General features: G+C 66.8%; 13 protein-coding genes. 4 read left to right on the top strand and 9 right to left on the bottom strand.

Annotated elements, in window-relative coordinates; all coding sequences use genetic code 11:
* Positions 1-134 precede the first annotated feature (134 nt).
* A complete protein-coding gene (locus tag CXQ90_RS09495) occupies positions 135-1,331 on the top strand; it encodes a TerC family protein (protein ID WP_104138712.1) in 1,197 nt (398 codons plus the stop codon).
* Between the two features lie 15 nt (positions 1,332-1,346).
* Here the strand turns inward: CXQ90_RS09495 and CXQ90_RS09490 are convergent, their stop codons facing one another.
* From CXQ90_RS09490 to CXQ90_RS09455, 7 genes are all read right to left on the bottom strand, one after another.
* A complete protein-coding gene (locus tag CXQ90_RS09490) occupies positions 1,347-2,432 on the bottom strand; it encodes a serine hydrolase (RefSeq protein ID WP_258064447.1) in 1,086 nt (361 codons plus the stop codon).
* A 399-nt stretch (positions 2,433-2,831) separates the two neighbouring features.
* A complete protein-coding gene (eda, locus tag CXQ90_RS09480) occupies positions 2,832-3,458 on the bottom strand; it encodes a bifunctional 4-hydroxy-2-oxoglutarate aldolase/2-dehydro-3-deoxy-phosphogluconate aldolase (protein ID WP_104138709.1) in 627 nt (208 codons plus the stop codon).
* Positions 3,451-4,836 carry a mannitol dehydrogenase family protein gene (locus CXQ90_RS09475; protein WP_104138708.1) on the bottom strand — a complete coding sequence of 462 codons (1,386 nt, stop codon included), beginning with the start codon at positions 4,834-4,836 and terminating at the stop codon, positions 3,451-3,453. Before CXQ90_RS09475 ends, eda begins: the two co-directional genes overlap by 8 nt.
* Positions 4,837-4,907: 71 nt before the next feature.
* Positions 4,908-5,882, bottom strand: a complete 975-nt coding sequence (locus tag CXQ90_RS09470) for a PfkB family carbohydrate kinase (RefSeq protein ID WP_258064446.1) — start codon at positions 5,880-5,882, stop codon at positions 4,908-4,910.
* Between the two features lie 8 nt (positions 5,883-5,890).
* Positions 5,891-7,102 (bottom strand): D-mannonate dehydratase ManD, encoded by a 1,212-nt coding sequence (gene manD, locus CXQ90_RS09465; RefSeq protein WP_104138707.1) that lies wholly within the window; start codon positions 7,100-7,102, stop codon positions 5,891-5,893.
* Positions 7,103-7,187: 85 nt separating this feature from the next.
* Positions 7,188-8,222: an L-idonate 5-dehydrogenase gene (locus tag CXQ90_RS09460; protein WP_104138705.1), complete on the bottom strand. Its 1,035-nt coding sequence runs from the start codon at positions 8,220-8,222 to the stop codon at positions 7,188-7,190.
* Positions 8,219-9,655 carry an MFS transporter gene (locus CXQ90_RS09455; protein WP_104138704.1) on the bottom strand — a complete coding sequence of 479 codons (1,437 nt, stop codon included), beginning with the start codon at positions 9,653-9,655 and terminating at the stop codon, positions 8,219-8,221. The genes CXQ90_RS09460 and CXQ90_RS09455 overlap by 4 nt, the downstream gene beginning before the upstream one ends.
* Positions 9,656-9,816: 161 nt before the next feature.
* On the opposite strand from CXQ90_RS09455, the gene CXQ90_RS09450 reads away from it, so the two are divergent.
* On the top strand, positions 9,817-10,548 hold the full coding sequence (locus CXQ90_RS09450) for a GntR family transcriptional regulator (protein ID WP_104138702.1): 732 nt from the start codon (positions 9,817-9,819) through the stop codon (positions 10,546-10,548).
* A gap of 57 nt (positions 10,549-10,605) precedes the next feature.
* Here the strand turns inward: CXQ90_RS09450 and CXQ90_RS09445 are convergent, their stop codons facing one another.
* Entirely contained in the window at positions 10,606-11,151 is a 546-nt protein-coding gene (locus tag CXQ90_RS09445) for a YceI family protein (protein ID WP_104138701.1), read from the bottom strand.
* Between the two features lie 549 nt (positions 11,152-11,700).
* Positions 11,701-12,912, bottom strand: coding sequence for a formaldehyde dehydrogenase, glutathione-independent (gene fdhA / locus CXQ90_RS09440; RefSeq protein ID WP_104138699.1), 1,212 nt, complete (start codon positions 12,910-12,912; stop codon positions 11,701-11,703).
* Between the two features lie 366 nt (positions 12,913-13,278).
* Between fdhA and CXQ90_RS09435 the strand changes: the two genes are divergently transcribed.
* Positions 13,279-13,563: a DUF1540 domain-containing protein gene (locus CXQ90_RS09435; RefSeq protein WP_056633635.1), complete on the top strand. Its 285-nt coding sequence runs from the start codon at positions 13,279-13,281 to the stop codon at positions 13,561-13,563.
* 137 nt (positions 13,564-13,700) lie between these two features.
* Positions 13,701-17,477 (top strand): TM0106 family RecB-like putative nuclease, encoded by a 3,777-nt coding sequence (locus CXQ90_RS09430; protein ID WP_104138697.1) that lies wholly within the window; start codon positions 13,701-13,703, stop codon positions 17,475-17,477.
* Positions 17,478-17,504: the final 27 nt, after the last annotated feature.

Raw genomic sequence — 17,504 nt, 5'->3', positions numbered from 1 at the left:
CGGGAAATTGAAGGTTGCGGCGGTCCGGACCTGACTGGGTAGGGTTATTTCAAGCCCCCGGCGTGTGTTCCACTTGGGAGAGTTGCCTGGCCGGACTCTCCGGCACGCCCCTCATCGCTCAGGAAAGAGGCAGCATGGAAGTTCCCCTATTGGTCTGGATTGCGACAATTGCCGGGATTCTGGCCCTCCTGGCTTTCGACTTTTTCTTCCACGTCCGCAAAGCCCACACGCCCTCGCTGAAGGAATCTGCCGTGTGGTCCGGCATCTACGTGGGCATGGCCCTGTTGTTCGGCCTGGGCGTCTGGATGTTCGGCGGCAACACGATGGGCACCGAGTACTTCGCCGGTTATGTCACCGAGAAGGCGCTGTCGGTGGACAACCTCTTCGTCTTTCTGATCATCATGGCAAGCTTCAGGGTGCCCCGCAAAGACCAGCAGAAAGTGCTCCTGTTCGGCATCGTCTTTTCCCTGATCGCGCGGACCGGCTTCATCTTCCTCGGCGCGGCGCTCATCAACAGCTTTGCCTGGGTCTTCTACATTTTCGGGCTGATCCTGCTCATCACCGCCGGCAACCTGCTCAAGCCCGATTCCCACAGCGAGGAGAGCGAAGGCCTGGTGGTCCGGCTCGCCAAGAAGCTCCTGCCGGCGTCGGAACATTACGACGGCGACAAGCTCTTCACCGAGGTGGACGGCAAGCGCGTCCTCACCCCGATGCTCCTGGTGATGGTGGCCATCGGCGGCACGGACATCCTCTTCGCGCTCGACTCCATCCCCGCCATCTTCGGCCTGACGCAGAACGTCTTCATCGTCTTCACGGCCACAGCGTTCTCGCTCATGGGCCTGCGGCAGCTGTTCTTCCTCATCGACGAACTGCTGGACCGCCTGATCTACCTGTCGTACGGCCTCGCCGCCATCCTCGGCTTCATCGGCGTCAAGCTCATCCTGCACGCCCTGCACGAGAACAACCTGCCGTTCGTCAACGACGGCCAACCCGTGAACGTCGTTGAAATCAGCACCGGAACTTCACTTGCCGTGATCCTCGGCGTCCTGACAGTCACCATCCTCGGTTCGATCTTCAGCGCCAAAGGCAAGGCCAAGAACATGGTTTCCGGCGCCAAGCGGCACGCCACCGTGTACGTGGACCTCAACTACGAAACGGACATCAAGGAGCGCGAGCGCATCTTCGACAAGATGGTCCGCGAGGAGCAGGAGCTCAAGAAGCTCCCCGAGAAGTACAAGAGGCTCATCCGGAACGAAACCGTGTTCATGGACCTGCTCCGGCAGGCGCACGCCGAGCACGACCAGGCACTGGAGCGGGCCAGCGAGAAGTAGTCAGCCCCCGTCCCATCAGCTTCCGTCCGTCAGCTCCTGCAGCAGCCGGAACCCCTGCCGGTCCACGGAGGCCGCCGTTGCGGAGAGAATCACGACGGCGGTGCCCGCCTCCCGGTCCAGGCCGAACCACGAGCGGAACCCGCCGGTGCCGCCGTTGTGCCACGTGATGGCGCGGCCCTTCACCTCCAGCGTCATCCAGGCGGCACCGATGCGCGCGGCAGGACCGGCGAAGTTCGCCACCGGATCCAGGGCGGCCAGTCCAGGCGCTGAGCCGTCAAGAAGGGCCTGCGCCAGCCGTGCCATGTCCGTGATGGACGCCCGGATGCCGCCGGCCGGGGCCAGCGCCTCGCCGGTCCACGGCTCCATGGCCCTTCCCCGGCGGCTCCGCCCGCTGACCGCCTTCGGACCCAGTTCCGCGACGGCGGCTGGCGCGTACACCGAGCCAAGGCCCAGCGGAACGGACAGCCGGGTCCTGACAAGGTCGCGATAGCTCATCCCGGCGCCGGACGCGACGGCATGGCCCAGCAGTTCGAAGCCAAGGTTCGAATACCGGGGTTTCGAATACTGCGGGGTTGCGTGGTGCGGTGTTGAAGGGTGCGATTTTGAAGAGTGCGCCCGCAGTGCCGGGAGCCCGACTGTGCGCGCCTGGGCCAGCAGCTCTTCCAAGCTCTCCCCATAGGGATTGGTGCCGTGCAGGAGGAACCTGACCGTGCGGCGCAGAGGGGCGGCAGACCTGGGCAGGCGCGGCAGCCCAGACGAATGCCGGCTCACGGCTGCAAGGCTCAGGCCTGCCGCGGGGCAGTCGCCCAGCGGCAACAGCTCCCCCAGTGTGGAATCCGGGCCGACTTCTCGCCTGCTGCAGGCATCGGCATAGAGCAGCCCGGTAATCCCCTTCGAGACCGAGCCGATTTCGAAGTCCGCGTCCAGGGAGGCACCCAGGCTCGCCAGGGTCACTTCCCCGGATTTATCGGTCCCGGCGCTAGCGGTGGAGGCTTTAACGGTGGCGGCCGCCGCCACTGGATGGCGGCGGCCAAGACCGCTTTGCAACTTTTCTGCCAGTCCGGCGTCCCCGTGCATGTCAGTCAGGTGTATGTCAGTCACGAGCTGTCACCACGGGCGCGCAGGACACTCGGCGTAGGCGCGCAGGGTTAGTGCCTCTTCAGGAAGTGGCGGATTCTTTCGCCGATTCCGCTTCCGCCGGTGTGTGCGCGTCCCGAGACCGGCCGGGCCATGCCCGCGCGTCCTCCGGCGGCACCTCCCGACCGTCCCTTCAGACGTTCTGCGGCATTCCTGATCTTGTTGCCCAAGTTCATGGTGAACTCCTCCGTTCAGTGTCCGTCTATCCAGCCTTCGACCGTCGGTAGTCCGGTCCTTCCCGACTTTACGCGCGTCCGCGGCCCACGACTACGGAATTTCAGAGTTCGGTGACACGGGCCCAACTCCCGGCTGGATTCCGGACCCTAATCCCGGCCCGAAACCCCGGGCTCTAAGATCCCGGCCCTAAACCCCGAGGCCCGCCGCCTGCCGCGCGAGCTCCGTGATCTGATGCCAGTCCCCGGCGTCAACAGCAGCACGCGGAGTGAGCCAGCTGCCGCCGACGCACTGCACATTCGGCAGTCTGAGGTAGTCCGGCGCAGTGGCCAGGCTGATGCCGCCGGTCGGGCAGAACTGAACGTGCGGGATGGGTGCCCCGATGGCCGCCAGGTACGCCGGGCCGCCGGCGGGACCGGCCGGGAAGAACTTCATGGCCTCGAGCCCGCTTTCCAGCACCGCCATCACCTCGCCCACCGTCGCCACGCCGGGCAGCACCGGAACGTCCAGGCTGAGCATGTGACCCAGCAGGGCGGGCGTCACGCCCGGGCTGACCAGGAACTGCGCACCCGCCGCGACCGCAGCGTCGGCCTGGACCGGAGTAAGGATCGTGCCCGCTCCGACCAGGATGTCCGGAACCTCGTTGGCGATGAGCTTCAGCGAGGTGAGCGCGCTGTCCGTGCGCAGGGTGAGCTCGATGATCCGGATGCCGCCGTCGGCCAGTGCGCGGGCCACGGGAACCGCGTGCTGCGGATCGTCGATGGTCACCACCGGAATGACCGGGGAAACGTGCAGAACGCTGGTGGCGTCAGCCATGGTTGATCTCTTTTCTCAGGCCGTCCAGCCCGTCCGTGTCGATAATGCCGTACCAGTGCGTGAGGAGGCCGGCGAAAACAGCGTTCGCCGCCAGTTCGCCGTCGAAAATGCTGCGGCAGCCCAGAAGCGCCGGGACCACCGTGGCGGCGGTGCGCGTCGCGCGCAGCGCCGCGTGGAGTTCCGCGGCAAGAGGATCGTCCAGCTGATCCACCGGGGTGGTCGCCACGTGCCGCATCCAGGCAGCAACGGCGAGCGCGGCCCACTGGGGTTCGCGGCCGGCGTCGAGATTTCCGCGGACGGTGCTCAGCAGCCGCAGGCCGATCTTCTGCGAGCCGTCGCTGCCCACCTTCGCGGTGGTGTGGCCCAGCGCGGGGTTCGCGAACCGGCGGAGCACCTGCTCGCAGTACTCATCCCCGTCCAGTCCATCCGGGAGGCCGATGGTGGGCAGCGCGTCCTCGTGCATCATGCGCCGGCAGGCCGTGAGAAAGGCGTCCTCGCCCACGGCGTCGCTGATGGTCGCCTTGCCCGCCGCCAGTCCGAGGTAGGCCAGCATGGAATGGCTCGCGTTCAGCAGGCGCAGTTTGGCCGCCTCCCACGCCGCCACGTCGGTGCTGAACACGGCCCCGGCGTCCTCCCACCGCGGGCGGCGGGAGGCAAAGTTGTCCTCGATGACCCACTGCATGAACGGTTCGGCCACCACTGCGGCCTCGTCCCGGAGCCCCAGTTCGCGTTCGACGGCGTCAAGGTCTCCGGCCGTCGTGGCCGGCACCATCCGGTCCACCATCGTGTTGGGGAACGTGACGTTGGCGTCGAGCCAGGCCAGCAGCGGCTCCGCCTCGGCCTCCGGGAGCTCGGCGGCAAAGGCACGCACCAGCTTGCCGGTCAGCTCCCCGTTGCCGGGAAGGTTGTCGCACGAGACAACGGTCAGGGGCCCGGCGTCAGTCCGGGCGCGCTGCTGGAGCCCGCGGGCGATCTGTCCGATGGCCGTCTGCGGGGGCTGCCCGGCGAGGTCGGCCCGGACCTGTTCGTCGGCGGTGTTAAGGGATCCCGTGCGGGGATCGATCCGGTATCCCTTCTCCGTGATGGTGAGCGTGACCACCGACGTCGACGGGCCGGCAATCCGGTCCACCACCGCTTCGGGATTGTCACGCCCGGAGATGGCCTCCACGATGCTCGACACCACGCGGAGCGGCGCAGCACCGCTCCCCCTCTCGGTCACGGTGAAGAGCCCGTCCTGCGGCGCCAGCTGGCGCGCCACGGTGTCCGAGCGCTGGGTGACTCCGGTGATCCCCCAATTAAGATCGCCGGAGGCCAGCATCGCGTTTTCGGTGAACACGGCCGTGTGGGCGCGGGCGAAGGCGCCCAGGCCGAGGTGCACAATGCCGGGCCGCAGCTTTTCGCGCGGCAGCAGTTCCTGTTGGCCGCCGCCGGCAGCCAGCGAATCGGCGCTCAGGCGTGCGATGACAGCTCTCCTTCTGTGGCGCGCAGGGCATGTGCGCTTGTCTGCTCAAAGGTGGGGATGAAGCCGGTGCCGCCCTTGCCGCCCACCACGAGCGATGCGGCGGCCGCGCCAAACCGGGCAGCGGCGGGAAGGGCGTCGCCGAGCACCATCCGGGCGGTCAGCGTACCCACGAAGGCGTCGCCCGCACCGGTCTGGTCCACCACTGACGGCGCCGGAATCGCGCCGACCCAGGACGAGTCGTGCTCGCCATTCGGCAGGTCGCCGTCCAGCTGGATTCCCTCCGCCCCGCAGGTCACGGCGACGTTGGCAGCGCCCAGGCTTCGCAGCTTGACGGCCGCCTCCTTCGGCGAGTCACAGCCGAGGAGCGCGGACGTTTCGCCCGGAAAAGACGGAGTGACCAGGAAGGTCCGGGGCGCCAGTTCGGCCAGGACCGCCGTCGCCTCCTCCACGGAGGTAAGCCGGGGGCGGAAGTTGGGATCGAAGACGAAGCGGCCGGCCAGGGCCGCAGCCTTCAGGACCGCTGCGCGCGACGACGCGGAAATGGCGCACGCGATCCCGCCGGCAGCGACGGCCCCCGCCGCCGAGAAGACGGCCGGATCGACGTCATCCGGGCCGAGCGTGGAACCGACGCTGCCGGAGCGGGCGTAAGAGAACTCCCGCTGCCCGTCCGGATCGCAGTGCACCAGGTAGACGCCCTGCTGGCCGGTCCGGAACGTCAGAAGTTCGTCGGAAATGCCGAGTTCGCGGATCCTGGCGGCGATCGCCTGGCCGAGGTCGTCGTCGGTCAGCACGGCCAGCAGCCCGGTGCGGGCTCCGGCAGCCGCAGCGGCCGCGGCGACGTTCAGCGCGTCGCCGGAGATGCCCAGCTGGGCGGGAACGCCGTGGCCGAACGCCACGTCGGTGGCCACTTCAACGAGGATCTCCCCCATCACGACGACGTCGAAGGCCCGGTTCTCTTGCATGGAGGCGCTCACCAGTCGTGCACCGACCCGTCGAGCCGGCGGTTGATGGGCAGGTATTTCGGATCGTACGGGAACGCGGCGGCCGCTTCCTCGTTGAACTCGACGCCGATGCCAGGTGCGTCGCCCGGGTGCATGTAGCCGTCCGTGAAGGTGTGGGACGTCTTGAAGACCTCGCCTGCCGGATCCCGGTGGCCCATGTACTCCTGCACGCCGAAGTTCGGAATGCTCATGTCCACGTGCAGGGCCGCCGCGAAGGAAACCGGGGAGAGATCGCCGGCGCCGTGCGAGCCGGACCGGACGCCGTACAGGTCCGCGAGCGAGAAGATGCGGCGCAGGTGCGTGATGCCGCCGGCGTGCGAGACGGATGTGCGGATGTAGTCGATCAGGCGTTCGGTGATCAGCTGCTGGCAGTCCCAGATCGAGTTGAACACCTCGCCCACGGCGATGGGCGTGGTGGTGTGCTGGCGGATCAGGCGGAACGCCGACTGGTCCTCGGCCGGCGTCGGATCCTCGATCCAGAACGGGCGGTACTGCTCCAGCGAGGCGCCCAGCCGGCCGGCCTCGATCGGCGTCAGCCGGTGGTGCACATCGTGCAGGACGTGCACGCCGTAGCCGAACTCCCCGCGTACGTGCGCCATCATCTTGGGCGCGAAGTCCAGGTACGACGTGGTTTCCCACATGTCCTCCTGCGGGACGTTGCCGCTGGCCGGCTCGTACGTCTTGCCGTCCACCGGCGCGATCCCGTAGGTCTTCTCCAGCCCCGGCACGGCGGCCTGCGCCCGGATGGCCTTGTAGCCGAGGTCCAGGTGGTGCTGGAAGTCGGCGCTGAGGTCCTCCAACGTTGAGCCGCTGGCGTGCCCGTAGACCATGACGCCCTCACGGGCAGCCCCGCCCAGGAGTTCGTAGACCGGCATGCCGGCCACCTTGCCCTTGATGTCCCACAGCGCGACGTCGATCGCGGCGATCGCGGTCATGGTCACCGGCCCGCGGCGCCAGTAGGCGCCCTTGTAGAAGTACTGCCAGGCGTCCTCGATGCGGCGGGCGTCGCGGCCGATCAGCAGCGGGCACAGGTGCTCGGAGAGGTAGGACGCCACGGACAGTTCGCGGCCGTTGAGCGTGGCGTCGCCGATGCCGGTAACGCCGTCCTCGGTTTCAATAACGAGTGTGACGTAATTCCGTCCTGGCGACGAAACCACTACCCGTGCGTCGGTGATCTTCACTGGTTGGTCCTTCGGATGATGGTGGAAGCTATGCAAGTAGGGTCGCAGTAGGTGCCGTTATGAACCCTCAAAACGGCACCTACTGCTACTCAGTTGGGCTGAGGCGGAGCATGACCTTGCTGCTGCCGGAGGTTGGATCCGCGGAGACGCGCATGGCTTCCTCCGCCTGGTCGATGCCGAACTTGTGGGTGATGACCGGGGAGACGTCCAGGCCGCCGGCCATGGCACGGAGGGCGTCGCCGATCTCGTCCACGAACCGGTAGGAACCGATCCAGGTGATCTCCCGCGTCACCAGATCACCCAGCGCTGCTGGGGCCGGGGTGCCGGGCAGGTTGCCCACCTGCACCAGGGTTCCGCCGCGGGCGGTGGCCCGGAGGACGCCGCCCAGCACTGCCGGGATGCCGGTCGCCTCGAACACGAGCTCCATGTCCTGGGGCAGGGCGCCGCCGCCGGAGACGTTCAGGACTTCATCGGCGCCCATGGCCTTGGCAATCCGCAGCGAGGCGTCGTTGATGTCCGTGGCGATGACGGTCCTCGCACCGGCGTACTTGGCCGCCGCGATCACCAGCGAGCCGATGGGCCCGGCACCGTTGACCAGGATGTCCCGGCCGGCAAGCGAACCTGCCCGGCTGACGGCGTGCATGGCGACGGCGAGCGGTTCGGCGAGCGCCCCGTGCAGGGTGTCCACGCCGTCGGGCAGCGGGCGGATCTGCGAAGCCCTGGCGAGCTTCCGTTCGCTGAATCCGCCGTCGGTGTGCGGGTCGAAGGCTGCCGAGCCGAAGTAGCGGATCTGCGGGTAGAGATTCGTCCTGCCCTTGAGGCGTTCGGGCATGATCCCGTCCCCCACCAGTTCCGCAGGGTGCACCGTCACCGGCTGGCCGACGTCGAGGTTTTCGACGCCGGCGCCCAGCTGGGCGATCCGGCCGGCCACCTCGTGGCCGAGGACCAGCGGCGACTTCAGCGCCGCCGTCCCCGAGGCGCCGTGGCGCCAGTACGAAAGGTCTGATCCGCAGATGCCGCCCCATTCGACGTCGAGCACTACCTCCCCCGGCCCGGCAACGGGCTCGGGGCGGTCGTCGATGCGGAGATCGCTGGCGCCGTGGACTACGACCGCTTTCATACCGCGTCTTCCAGGCGGACCATGTCGCGGCCGCGGACCTCGGGACCGACGGCGGCGGAGACCAAGGTGATGAGCGAGTAGCCCACCAGCATCGCGGCCAGCGGCCACCAGTGTCCGGTCACGGCCGTGAGCGTGGCGGCCAGCAGCGGGCCGATGGCGGTGGCGAGGATGCCGCCGATTTCCTTGGCCAGGGCCAGCTGGGTGAAGCGGGTCCGGGCTCCGAAGAACTCGGCCATGGTGACACTTTCCATGGCGAACAGGCTCAGCACGCCGAGGTTCAGGCCGACGACGATGGCAACGGTGATCAGCGTGGTGTTGCCGCTGGTGACCATGAGCATCATGGGGATGGAGAACAGAGCGGTCAGCGTGCTCAGGGCCAGGTAGAGGGGCCGGCGGCCGAAGCGGTCACCCAGGATGCCCATGATGGGGATGGTGACGAAGCCCAGCAGGGAGCCGTAGACGATGGCCGTGGTGCCGACCGACTTGTCGACCAGCAGGACGGTTGCCAGGTAGCCGATGAGGAAGGTCTGGATGAGCCCGGAGTTGCCGGCCTGGCCGAAACGGAGGCCGAGGGCGATCAGGAAGGCCTTGCCCTTGCGCTGGTGCAGGGCGGCTTCGATGGTGCTGGTTCCGGCGAGGTCGGGAACCGCCGGGTTGGCGGTGTTCTGCTGCGCGGCTTCCCGCTTGGCAAGGTCCTGCTTGGCGATCTCTGCCTTGGAGAGCGCGACGCCGTCCACGACGTCTGCACGCTGCTCGAAGACCGGGCTTTCCTTGAGTGAGCGGCGGATCCACACCGCGAAGATCATCAGCACGAAGCTGGCAAGGAACGGTATGCGCCAGCCCCAGCTGAGCAGCTGGTCCTCGGGGAGCACACTGACCAGGATGGCCCACAGGGCGGAGGCCGCGAGGGTTCCGGAGTTGGTGCCGAGGCAAACAAGCGAGGAGATCAGGCCGCGGCGGCGGACCGGAGCGTATTCCGCGAGCATCACCGTGGCGCCGGCGATTTCCGCGCCGGCTCCGAAGCCCTGGATCAGGCGCAGGGTCACCAGCATGATCGGGGCCCAGATGCCGATCATTGCGTAGGTGGGCAGGACGCCGATGAGAGTGGTGGACGCGCCCATGAGGGCAATCGTGATGAAGAGGACCTTCTTGCGGCCGATCCTGTCACCCATGCGGCCGAAGTAGACGGCGCCCACAAGGCGGGCCACATACCCGACGCCGTAGGTGGCCATCGCGGCGATGAGGCCAATGACGGGGCTGACTTCAGGGAAGAAGATCTTGTTGAAGACGATGGCCGCGGCCAGGGAGTAGAGCTGGAAGTCCATGAATTCCATGGCCGTTCCCAACCAGCCGGAAACCGCCACCTTGGCAAGGTCCCGGGTGGTCCTGGATTCCTTCTTGGTGGTAGTGGGCGGTGCGATGCTCTCGGTCATCTGTTGCTCCTTTGCAGGCGATGAAAAAGGAAGGTGGGGAGAGTTCTGCGGTGCGAAGGTGGCCGCCATCCTGGATAGCGCACGAGACTGCGTTTCGGCGGCTTCTTACTACCATACAAGCACTACCATTCTAGTTTGTCAACGATCGCTAGACTGGTTACATGGCAACCGGCAAACCCGAAAAAGGACAATCAGCACGGCTCTCGGTGCGCGACCAGACTCTGGAGACCCTCCGGCGTCGGATCATTTCGCTGCAGCTCCCGCCGGGTGAGCCGCTGTCCGAAAACGAGCTTGCCCAAGAGCTCGGCGTCAGCAGGACGCCGGTGCGCGAAAGCCTCATTCTGTTGCGGGAAGAGGGCCTGGTGCAGGTCTTTCCGCAGATCGGTTCCTTTGTCTCGCTGGTGGACCTGGGGCGCGTGTCCGAGGCGCAGTTTGTCCGCGAGGCCATCGAGTGCGCTTCCCTCGGGGACATGGTGCTGGATGCCTCCGGGATAGCCGGGCTCCGGGACATCCTGGCGAGCCAGCACGCCGCCGAGGCCAAGGGCGACGTCGAGGAGTTCTTCCGGCTGGACGAGGACTTCCACCGCGAACTCCTCCGGCTGGCGGGGCACGAGTCCGCCTGGACGGCCGTCAACTCAGCCAAGGCGCACTTGGACCGCGCCAGGCGTTTGAGCCTCATCGACACCCGGCCGGTCTCCACGCTGATCGAACAGCACACGGCGGTGGTGGATGCGCTGGAAGCCAACAACCTTGCGGACGCGGACAGCTCGCTCCGCATCCACCTCCGCGGCGTGTTCGAGGACGTCAAACGCATCCAGGCGTCGTCGCCTGACCTGTTCTCGGACGGCACGGCATCCCGCCCTGTCCGGCGGAGCATCGCGCGCCTGTCCTGAGGCTTGTGCGGGGCTCTTCCTGACCCTGTTTGTTCGTGACCTTATGCCTGCCCGACCCTATGCCTGCTTGACCAGCGCCGCATTGATGTCGATCTTCACTTTGTCGCTGACCAGGAAGCCTCCGGTCTCCAGCGCGGCGTTCCACGTCAGACCGAACTCCTTGCGGCTGATTTCAGCCTCCGCAGCGCAGCCCGCGCGGGTGGCACCGAACGGATCCACAGCCACCCCGGTGAACTCGACTTCCAGTTCCACCGGCTTGGTGATGCCCCGGATGGTGAGGTCCCCCGTCACTGTGTAGTCCTCGCCGTCGCCCTCAACCCTCGTTGCCCGGAACGTCATCTCGGGAAATTGCTCGACGTCAAAGAAATCGGCTCCGCGCACGTGGGCGTCGCGGTTGGCGTCCCCCGAGTCGAAGCTGGCAGTCTTGACGGTGGCGTGCAGCGATGAAGCCGCCAGCGAATTACCCACGTGGGCCTCGGCGGTAGCCTCGGTGAACCGCCCACGGACTTTGCTGATCCCGGCGTGCCGAACCGTAAATCCGATCTCGCTGTGGGACGTATCGAGGGTCCAGGTGCCGGGGGTCAAGCCTGCAGGAAGAGTCATGTCCGTGTCTCCTTAGAGTCGAAAAACCTGCCGAATAATGTGATTTCAACACTTGTTCGGCACGCCGGGGAAGTCAAGGATCAACATGAGACTGGGGAATGTTGACCCCCGCGACCCCGCGTGGGCCCCCCACGGCCCCCTCGATCCCCGCAGCCCCAGCGTTGGTCCCCGCACCCGGCACCGGACCGCCCCGAAAGGCTGCCGCAGGCCCGCCAAACTCTTAGCTAATTTTCAGGAAACGTCCGTAGCCTTATTCATAGGTCCACCGCGATCCCCCATCCGTGATGGTCCTGCCGCTAGGAGCAGCCCCGTATCGCCGTAAGGCAGTACGGGGCTCTCTGCTGTCCCGGGCGAGCTACGGCGAGTGGGGGCGCCGGGCTGGGCGGCGCCCTGCGGCGAGAGCCGGGCGCCGGCCGGTGCGTTGGCTGCGAAAAGCCCTGCCACTCCTTCGGGAGGGGCAGGGCTATTCGCGTCTGGCGGAGGCGGCGGGCCGGCTGTCGGGCAACCCGACGCTCGGACCGCCACCCCATCATCCTTCGGGGTACGTCCTCAGCTCAGGTAGCCGTTAGGGTTCAGGACATACTTGGTGGCCGCGCCGGCGTCGAACTCTGCGTAGCCCTTGGGAGCGTCGTCCAAGAGGATCGGCTTCGCGTTGACGTTCTTGGCGATGTGGACGCGGTCGTGCAGGATGGCCATCATCAGTTTCCGGTTGTACTTCATCACCGGACACTGCCCGGTGGTGAAGCTCAGCGACTTCGCCCAGCCCGTGCCGAGGCTCAGGCTCAACGATCCCTTCTTCGCGGCCTCGTCAATGCCGCCCGGATCACCGGTCACGTAGAGGCCCGGAATGCCCAGCGCGCCGCCCGCAGCAGTGATGTCCATCAGCGAATTCAGCACCGTGGCCGGGGCTTCCTTGGCACCCTGGCCGTGGCCCTTCGCCTCGAAGCCCACGGCGTCAACGGCGCAGTCCACCTCCGGCACACCCAGGATCTGCTCGATCTGCTCGACCGGGCCGCCCTTGGTCAGGTCCACGGTTTCGCAGCCGAAGCTGCGGGCCTGCGCCAGCCGCTCGCTGTTCAGATCGCCCACAATCACGACGGCGGCACCCAGCAGGTGCGCGCTGGTCGCCGCTGCGAGTCCAACAGGACCAGCGCCGGCGATGTACACCGTGGAGCCCACACCCACGTTGGCGCTTACCGCCCCGTGATACCCCGTGGGGAAGATATCCGACAGCATGGCCAGGTCAAGGATCTTCTCCATGGCCTGGTCCTTATCCGGGAACTTGAGCAGGTTCCAGTCGGCATACGGCACCAGCACGTAGTTGGCCTGGCCGCCCACCCAGCCGCCCATGTCCACGTATCCGTACGCGCTCCCCGGACGGTCCGGGTTCACGTTGAGGCAGACGCCGGTCTTGCGTTCCTTGCAGTTCCGGCAGCGGCCGCAGGCGATATTGAACGGCACCGAGCAGACATCGCCCACTTTGATGAATTCAACGCCCGGCCCCACTTCCACAACTTCGCCGGTGATCTCGTGGCCCAGGACCAGATCCGGCGGAGCGGTGGTCCGGCCGCGCACCATGTGCTGGTCCGAACCGCAGATGTTGGTTGCCACCGTCTTCAGAATTGCGCCGTGGGGAACCTGGCGCCCCACGTTGGCCGGATTAACGCCCGGCCCGTCCTTCAGTTCGAAACTTGGGTAGTCAATGTCAATGATTTCCACCTTGCCGGGACCCTTGTAGGCAACGGCTTTGTTCCCTTCCATCTTTTCCTCCTGGCGTCACGGACCCTCCCCGATGAAGGGTCGGTGGTGATTCATGAGCGATCTGATGCGCCCTCCCGGGCAGGTCCCGGCGGCAGGCCGGACGCCGTCGTCAGTGCCTGGACAGTAGAGGGTTAGGCCAGTCTAGGACTCCTACGGACGTGAGGTCTACGGCATCAAAACTGGAACTGATAGTGCAACCTCATCGGCAGCTGCCGAGCCGGAACCATCGGGGCGGCCAACGGGCAACTGGCGCGCGGAACCGAATAAATACGCAACACTATTGGGTCTTTTTGATTGCGCCGCACAGGCCTACGTTGGAACCAGCGAGTCGCCCAGCCCGGGCGGCCTCAATCGCGGAGGAAGTCCATGAGCACGCACGTCGCAGACTGCAGCGTCACCAACTGTTCCTTCAACGACCACACTCATTGCAACGCCGAGGCCATCACGGTTGGCGGCACCACCGACCACGCGTCCTGCGCCACTTTCATTGACACGGGCATTCACGGCGGCCTGCCCAAGGTCCTCGCCAATGTCGGGGCCTGCCAGCGCTCGGAGTGCGTCCACAACGACCACCTGATGTGCAACGCCCCGGAAGTCCATGTGGGTCCGGGTCCTGACAACGCCGACTGCCTCACCTACGCCCACACGTAAACCCTCAGGCATCCTCAACAAACGCAGGCACCCTGGGTTCTTCATTGGCATCGCCTTTAATGTCATAGCCTCTTGCTAGATTCGAATCAGCGCACCGGGAAACCGTCCCGGAGCGAGGCTGCCAATGGGGAGGCCCCATGTTCCTGCTCGATCCTGTTACGCCGGGAGCACCCGCTGATCTGGTGTTCTCGGCAAGCGACCTTGTGGCCGCCAGCGAGTGCGAATACCGCACGCTCCGGATCCTCGACGAGAAGCTGGGACGCTCCCCCAAGGCCGAGTTTCCCGCCGACGAGATGCAGGCGCGCGCCGGAAAGCTGGGCGATCGCCACGAGCACAAGGTATTGGCAGGCCTCATCGCCGAGTACGGCGACTGGGATGCTTCGCGCGGCACGGGGGTTTACTCCGTGGAACGCGGAACCACTGACCGCACCGATCTGACGAGCAAACACCAGGAGACAGCTGCCGCGCTCCATGCAGGTGCTGACGTCGTCTTCCAGGCAACCTTTTTCGACGGCGAATTCCTGGGCTATGCGGACTTCCTGATCAAGGAGGGCAGCGCCGCCGTAGACCCCGCCGGCCGTTATGCAGTGTGGGACACCAAGCTGGCCCGGCACGCCAAGGTGGGCGCCCTATTGCAGCTGGCCGCTTACGGCGACCAGCTGATCCAGCTCGGGCTCACCCCGGCGCCGCATGTCACGCTGGTTCTCGGCAACCTCAAACACAGCATCCACTCACTCGCCGACCTGCTTCCGGTATACCGCGAGCGCCGAATCCGGTTCCGCGATCTGACGGCAGCCCACCGCGCCGCGGATACGCCGGTGAGGTGGCAGCAGCCAGGCATCGGCCACTGCGGCAGGTGCGACTACTGCGCCCAGCAGGTGGCCGAGCACCGTGATCTGCTCATGGTGGCGGGCATGACCTCGGTGCAGCGGAAGAAGCTCATAGCCGACGCCGTCACCACCATCGATGCCCTCGCCGAGCTCCCCCAAGAGCTGGCCACGGGATCCAGGCGCCGCCTGCGCGATCAGGCCAGGATGCAGACCGGCCGCGAGGATCCGGACGGCTCCCGCACCTTCGTCAAAGACGGCGAGCAGCACACGGTCACCTACAAAGTGCTCGCGGACAACGCTCTGGCCAGCATCCCCGAGCCCAGCGAAGGGGACATCTTCTTCGATTTCGAGGGCGATCCGCTGTGGCAGGATCCCGCCACGGGTCAATGGGGGCTGGAATACCTGTTCGGCGTCATCGAGGCACCGCTGCCCGGCGACCCTCCCGGTGCCAAGCCGACGTTCCGGCCCTTCTGGGCACACTCCCGTGCAGGCGAGAGGCAGGCTTTTCTTGATTTCCTCGCCTATGTGGAACAGCGCCGGGCGAGGTACCCGGACATGCACGTCTACCACTACGCCCCCTACGAGAAGACGGCGCTTCGGAATCTCTCGCTAACCCACGTCGCCGGTGAGGACATCGTGGACAGCTGGCTTCGCGAAGGGTTGCTCGTGGATCTTTACGCCACGGTGCGGCACTCGCTGAGAATCTCCGAGGCCTCCTACTCCATCAAGAAACTCGAGCCGCTGTACATGGGCAACAACCTGCGGTCCGGAGACGTCAAGGACGCCGGCGCCTCCGTGGTTGCCTATGCGGCGTACTGCACCGCGCGCGACGGCGGACCGGGGACCCAAGCGGAGGCCGCTGCCATACTCGCGTCCATCTCCGACTACAACGAGTACGACTGCCTCTCCACGCTGCGCCTCCGCGCCTGGCTGCTGGAACTGCGCCTGCAGGGCCTGCCGCCTGCCGTCGCCGCCGGCGCCGTCCCTAGTGATATCGCGGGGGCTGCTGTCGCGGCGGCTGCTGCCGGGGATGCTGCTGCCGACCAGGCGGCGTTTTCCTCGCCGGAGATCACCGCCATAGAGCCCGACGCCGAGCCATCCGCCGAGGAGGAACGCCTGCGTGCGTACCTGGACGCCGTCCCGGACACCCGGGAGCTTACGGCCGACGAGCAAGCCGTGGCTATGGTTGCGGCGGCCACGGGCTACCACCGCCGGGAGCGCAAGCAGTTCTGGTGGGAGCACTTCGACCGCTTGGAATCCGAGGTGGACAGATGGTCGGACCAGCGGAACGTCTTCATCGTCGACTCGGCTGAGGTGCTGTCGGACTGGGCGCCGCCCACGGCCCGTGCCCGCACGGAATCCAGGACGCTGCGGCTCACCGGAGTCATGAGCGAGGCCTCCGAGTTCCGTGCCGGCTCCACGTGGTTCCGCATGTTCGAGGACCCCCTGCCTGACGGCCTCGGAGACGTCGACGGCGGACGCACGCCGCGGCCCGCAGCTCACGGCATCGGGCTCGCCGCTGATGGCACGCCGCAGGCCGGAATCGCGAGGGAGGCACTCTCCCGGGACGGAATCTTCGGCACCGTCGTAGAGGCGGTCGAGGACCATCCAGATCTACCAGGCAAGACCGTCATCACCCTCACGGAGAAATCTTCCGGACGGGTCCCGCCGTACTTCCAGCTTCCGATGGCGCTGACCCCCGACCGGCCCATCCCCACCGCGAGCATTGAAGCGGCCCTGGCCGAGCTCGCCCAGCTCGTCGGCGCCACTCTCCCGTCGCTGCCCAACCACGCCGGGGTCGACATCCTTCGCCGAGTGCCCCCTCGGCTGGCTGCGCTGCCAACACTCCCGCCGGTGACGCACGATGCCTCCGGCTACGCCGACTACGCCTCCGCCATCACCAGTGCGCTGGAAGATCTGGACAGTTCCTACCTCGCCGTCCAGGGACCGCCGGGCACCGGCAAGACGCACGTCGGCTCGCACGTCATCGCCCGCCTGGTTCGCCGCGGGTGGAAGGTGGGCGTCGTTGCCCAGTCACACGCCGTCGTCGAGAACATGCTCTGCACCGCCATCGAGAAGGCCGGCGTGGATCCACGGGTTGTGGCCAAACGGCTGGCGCAGCCGCACGACGTTCCGTGGACGCATACAGCCGACGACGACATCGTCCGCCTCCTGGACGGTCAGGGCGGTTGCCTCATCGGTGGGACGGCATGGACCATGACCGGCAAGTGCGTGCCGGCCGGATCGCTGGACCTCCTGGTGATTGACGAGGCCGGGCAGTACTCGCTGGCCAACACGCTTGCGGTGGCCAGGTCCGCAAAGCGCCTGCTGCTGCTCGGCGACCCGCAGCAACTGCCTCAGGTCACCCAAGGGTCCCATCCCCAGCCGGTTGACGAGTCGGCGCTCGGCTGGCTGTCCGCCGGACACGCCACCATGCCTGCCGAGCTGGGCTATTTCCTTGCCGATTCCTGGCGGATGCACCCCCAGCTGTGCAAGGCGGTGTCCCAGCTGAGCTACGACGCCAAGCTGGAGTCAGCTCCGGCAGCGTCATTGCGCCAGCTGGACGGGGCTCCGGCCGGAGTGGAAACGGTGCTTGTTGAGCACAGCGGCAACACCACCAGCTCAGGTGAGGAAGCCGCGATGATCGTGCGGCAGGCAAATGACCACATCGGGCTCAAATGGACGCCGGGCAGGGATGAGCCCGTGCGCCGGCTGGAACCGAACGACATCCTCGTCGTGGCCGCCTACAACGCCCAGGTGCAGGCAATCCGGCACGCCCTCGACCACGCCGGGCTCGCGGACGTGCGGGTGGGCACGGTGGACAAGTTCCAAGGCCAGGAGGCGCCCGTGGTGCTCGTGTCCATGGCATGCTCTGCCATTGCCGAGGCACCGCGCGGAGCTGAATTCCTGCTGAACCGCAACCGCATCAACGTAGCTGTTTCGCGGGGCCAATGGCGTGCGGTGATCGTCCGCTCCCCCGAATTGACCAACTACATGCCCACCAGGCCGTCGGCGCTGGAGGAGCTCGGCGCGTTCATTGGGCTCAGCCCGCGGCCGCCCAGCCAACCACGTGCGCTCAGCTGACCACCTGCGCTCAGCCAACCACGCGCG

Source organism: Arthrobacter sp. ZGTC131 (assembly GCF_002929275.1).
In the GTDB taxonomy this organism is placed as follows: domain Bacteria; phylum Actinomycetota; class Actinomycetes; order Actinomycetales; family Micrococcaceae; genus Arthrobacter.
Note: the sequence above shows the minus strand (reverse complement) of the source record. Positions and strands in the feature narration are given on the sequence as shown.

Bases quoted from the DNA above. Each gene is read 5' to 3' on its own strand.
- CXQ90_RS09495 (WP_104138712.1), top strand. From the start codon at position 135: ATGGAAGTTCCCCTATTGGTCTGGATTGCGACAATTGCCGGGATTCTG.
- eda (WP_104138709.1), bottom strand. From the start codon at position 3,458: ATGGCTGACGCCACCAGCGTTCTGCACGTTTCCCCGGTCATTCCGGTG.
- CXQ90_RS09470 (WP_258064446.1), bottom strand. From the start codon at position 5,882: ATGCAAGAGAACCGGGCCTTCGACGTCGTCGTGATGGGGGAGATCCTC.
- CXQ90_RS09460 (WP_104138705.1), bottom strand. From the start codon at position 8,222: ATGAAAGCGGTCGTAGTCCACGGCGCCAGCGATCTCCGCATCGACGAC.
- CXQ90_RS09455 (WP_104138704.1), bottom strand. From the start codon at position 9,655: ATGACCGAGAGCATCGCACCGCCCACTACCACCAAGAAGGAATCCAGG.
- CXQ90_RS09450 (WP_104138702.1), top strand. From the start codon at position 9,817: ATGGCAACCGGCAAACCCGAAAAAGGACAATCAGCACGGCTCTCGGTG.
- CXQ90_RS09445 (WP_104138701.1), bottom strand. From the start codon at position 11,151: ATGACTCTTCCTGCAGGCTTGACCCCCGGCACCTGGACCCTCGATACG.
- fdhA (WP_104138699.1), bottom strand. From the start codon at position 12,912: ATGGAAGGGAACAAAGCCGTTGCCTACAAGGGTCCCGGCAAGGTGGAA.
- CXQ90_RS09435 (WP_056633635.1), top strand. From the start codon at position 13,279: ATGAGCACGCACGTCGCAGACTGCAGCGTCACCAACTGTTCCTTCAAC.
- CXQ90_RS09430 (WP_104138697.1), top strand. From the start codon at position 13,701: ATGTTCCTGCTCGATCCTGTTACGCCGGGAGCACCCGCTGATCTGGTG.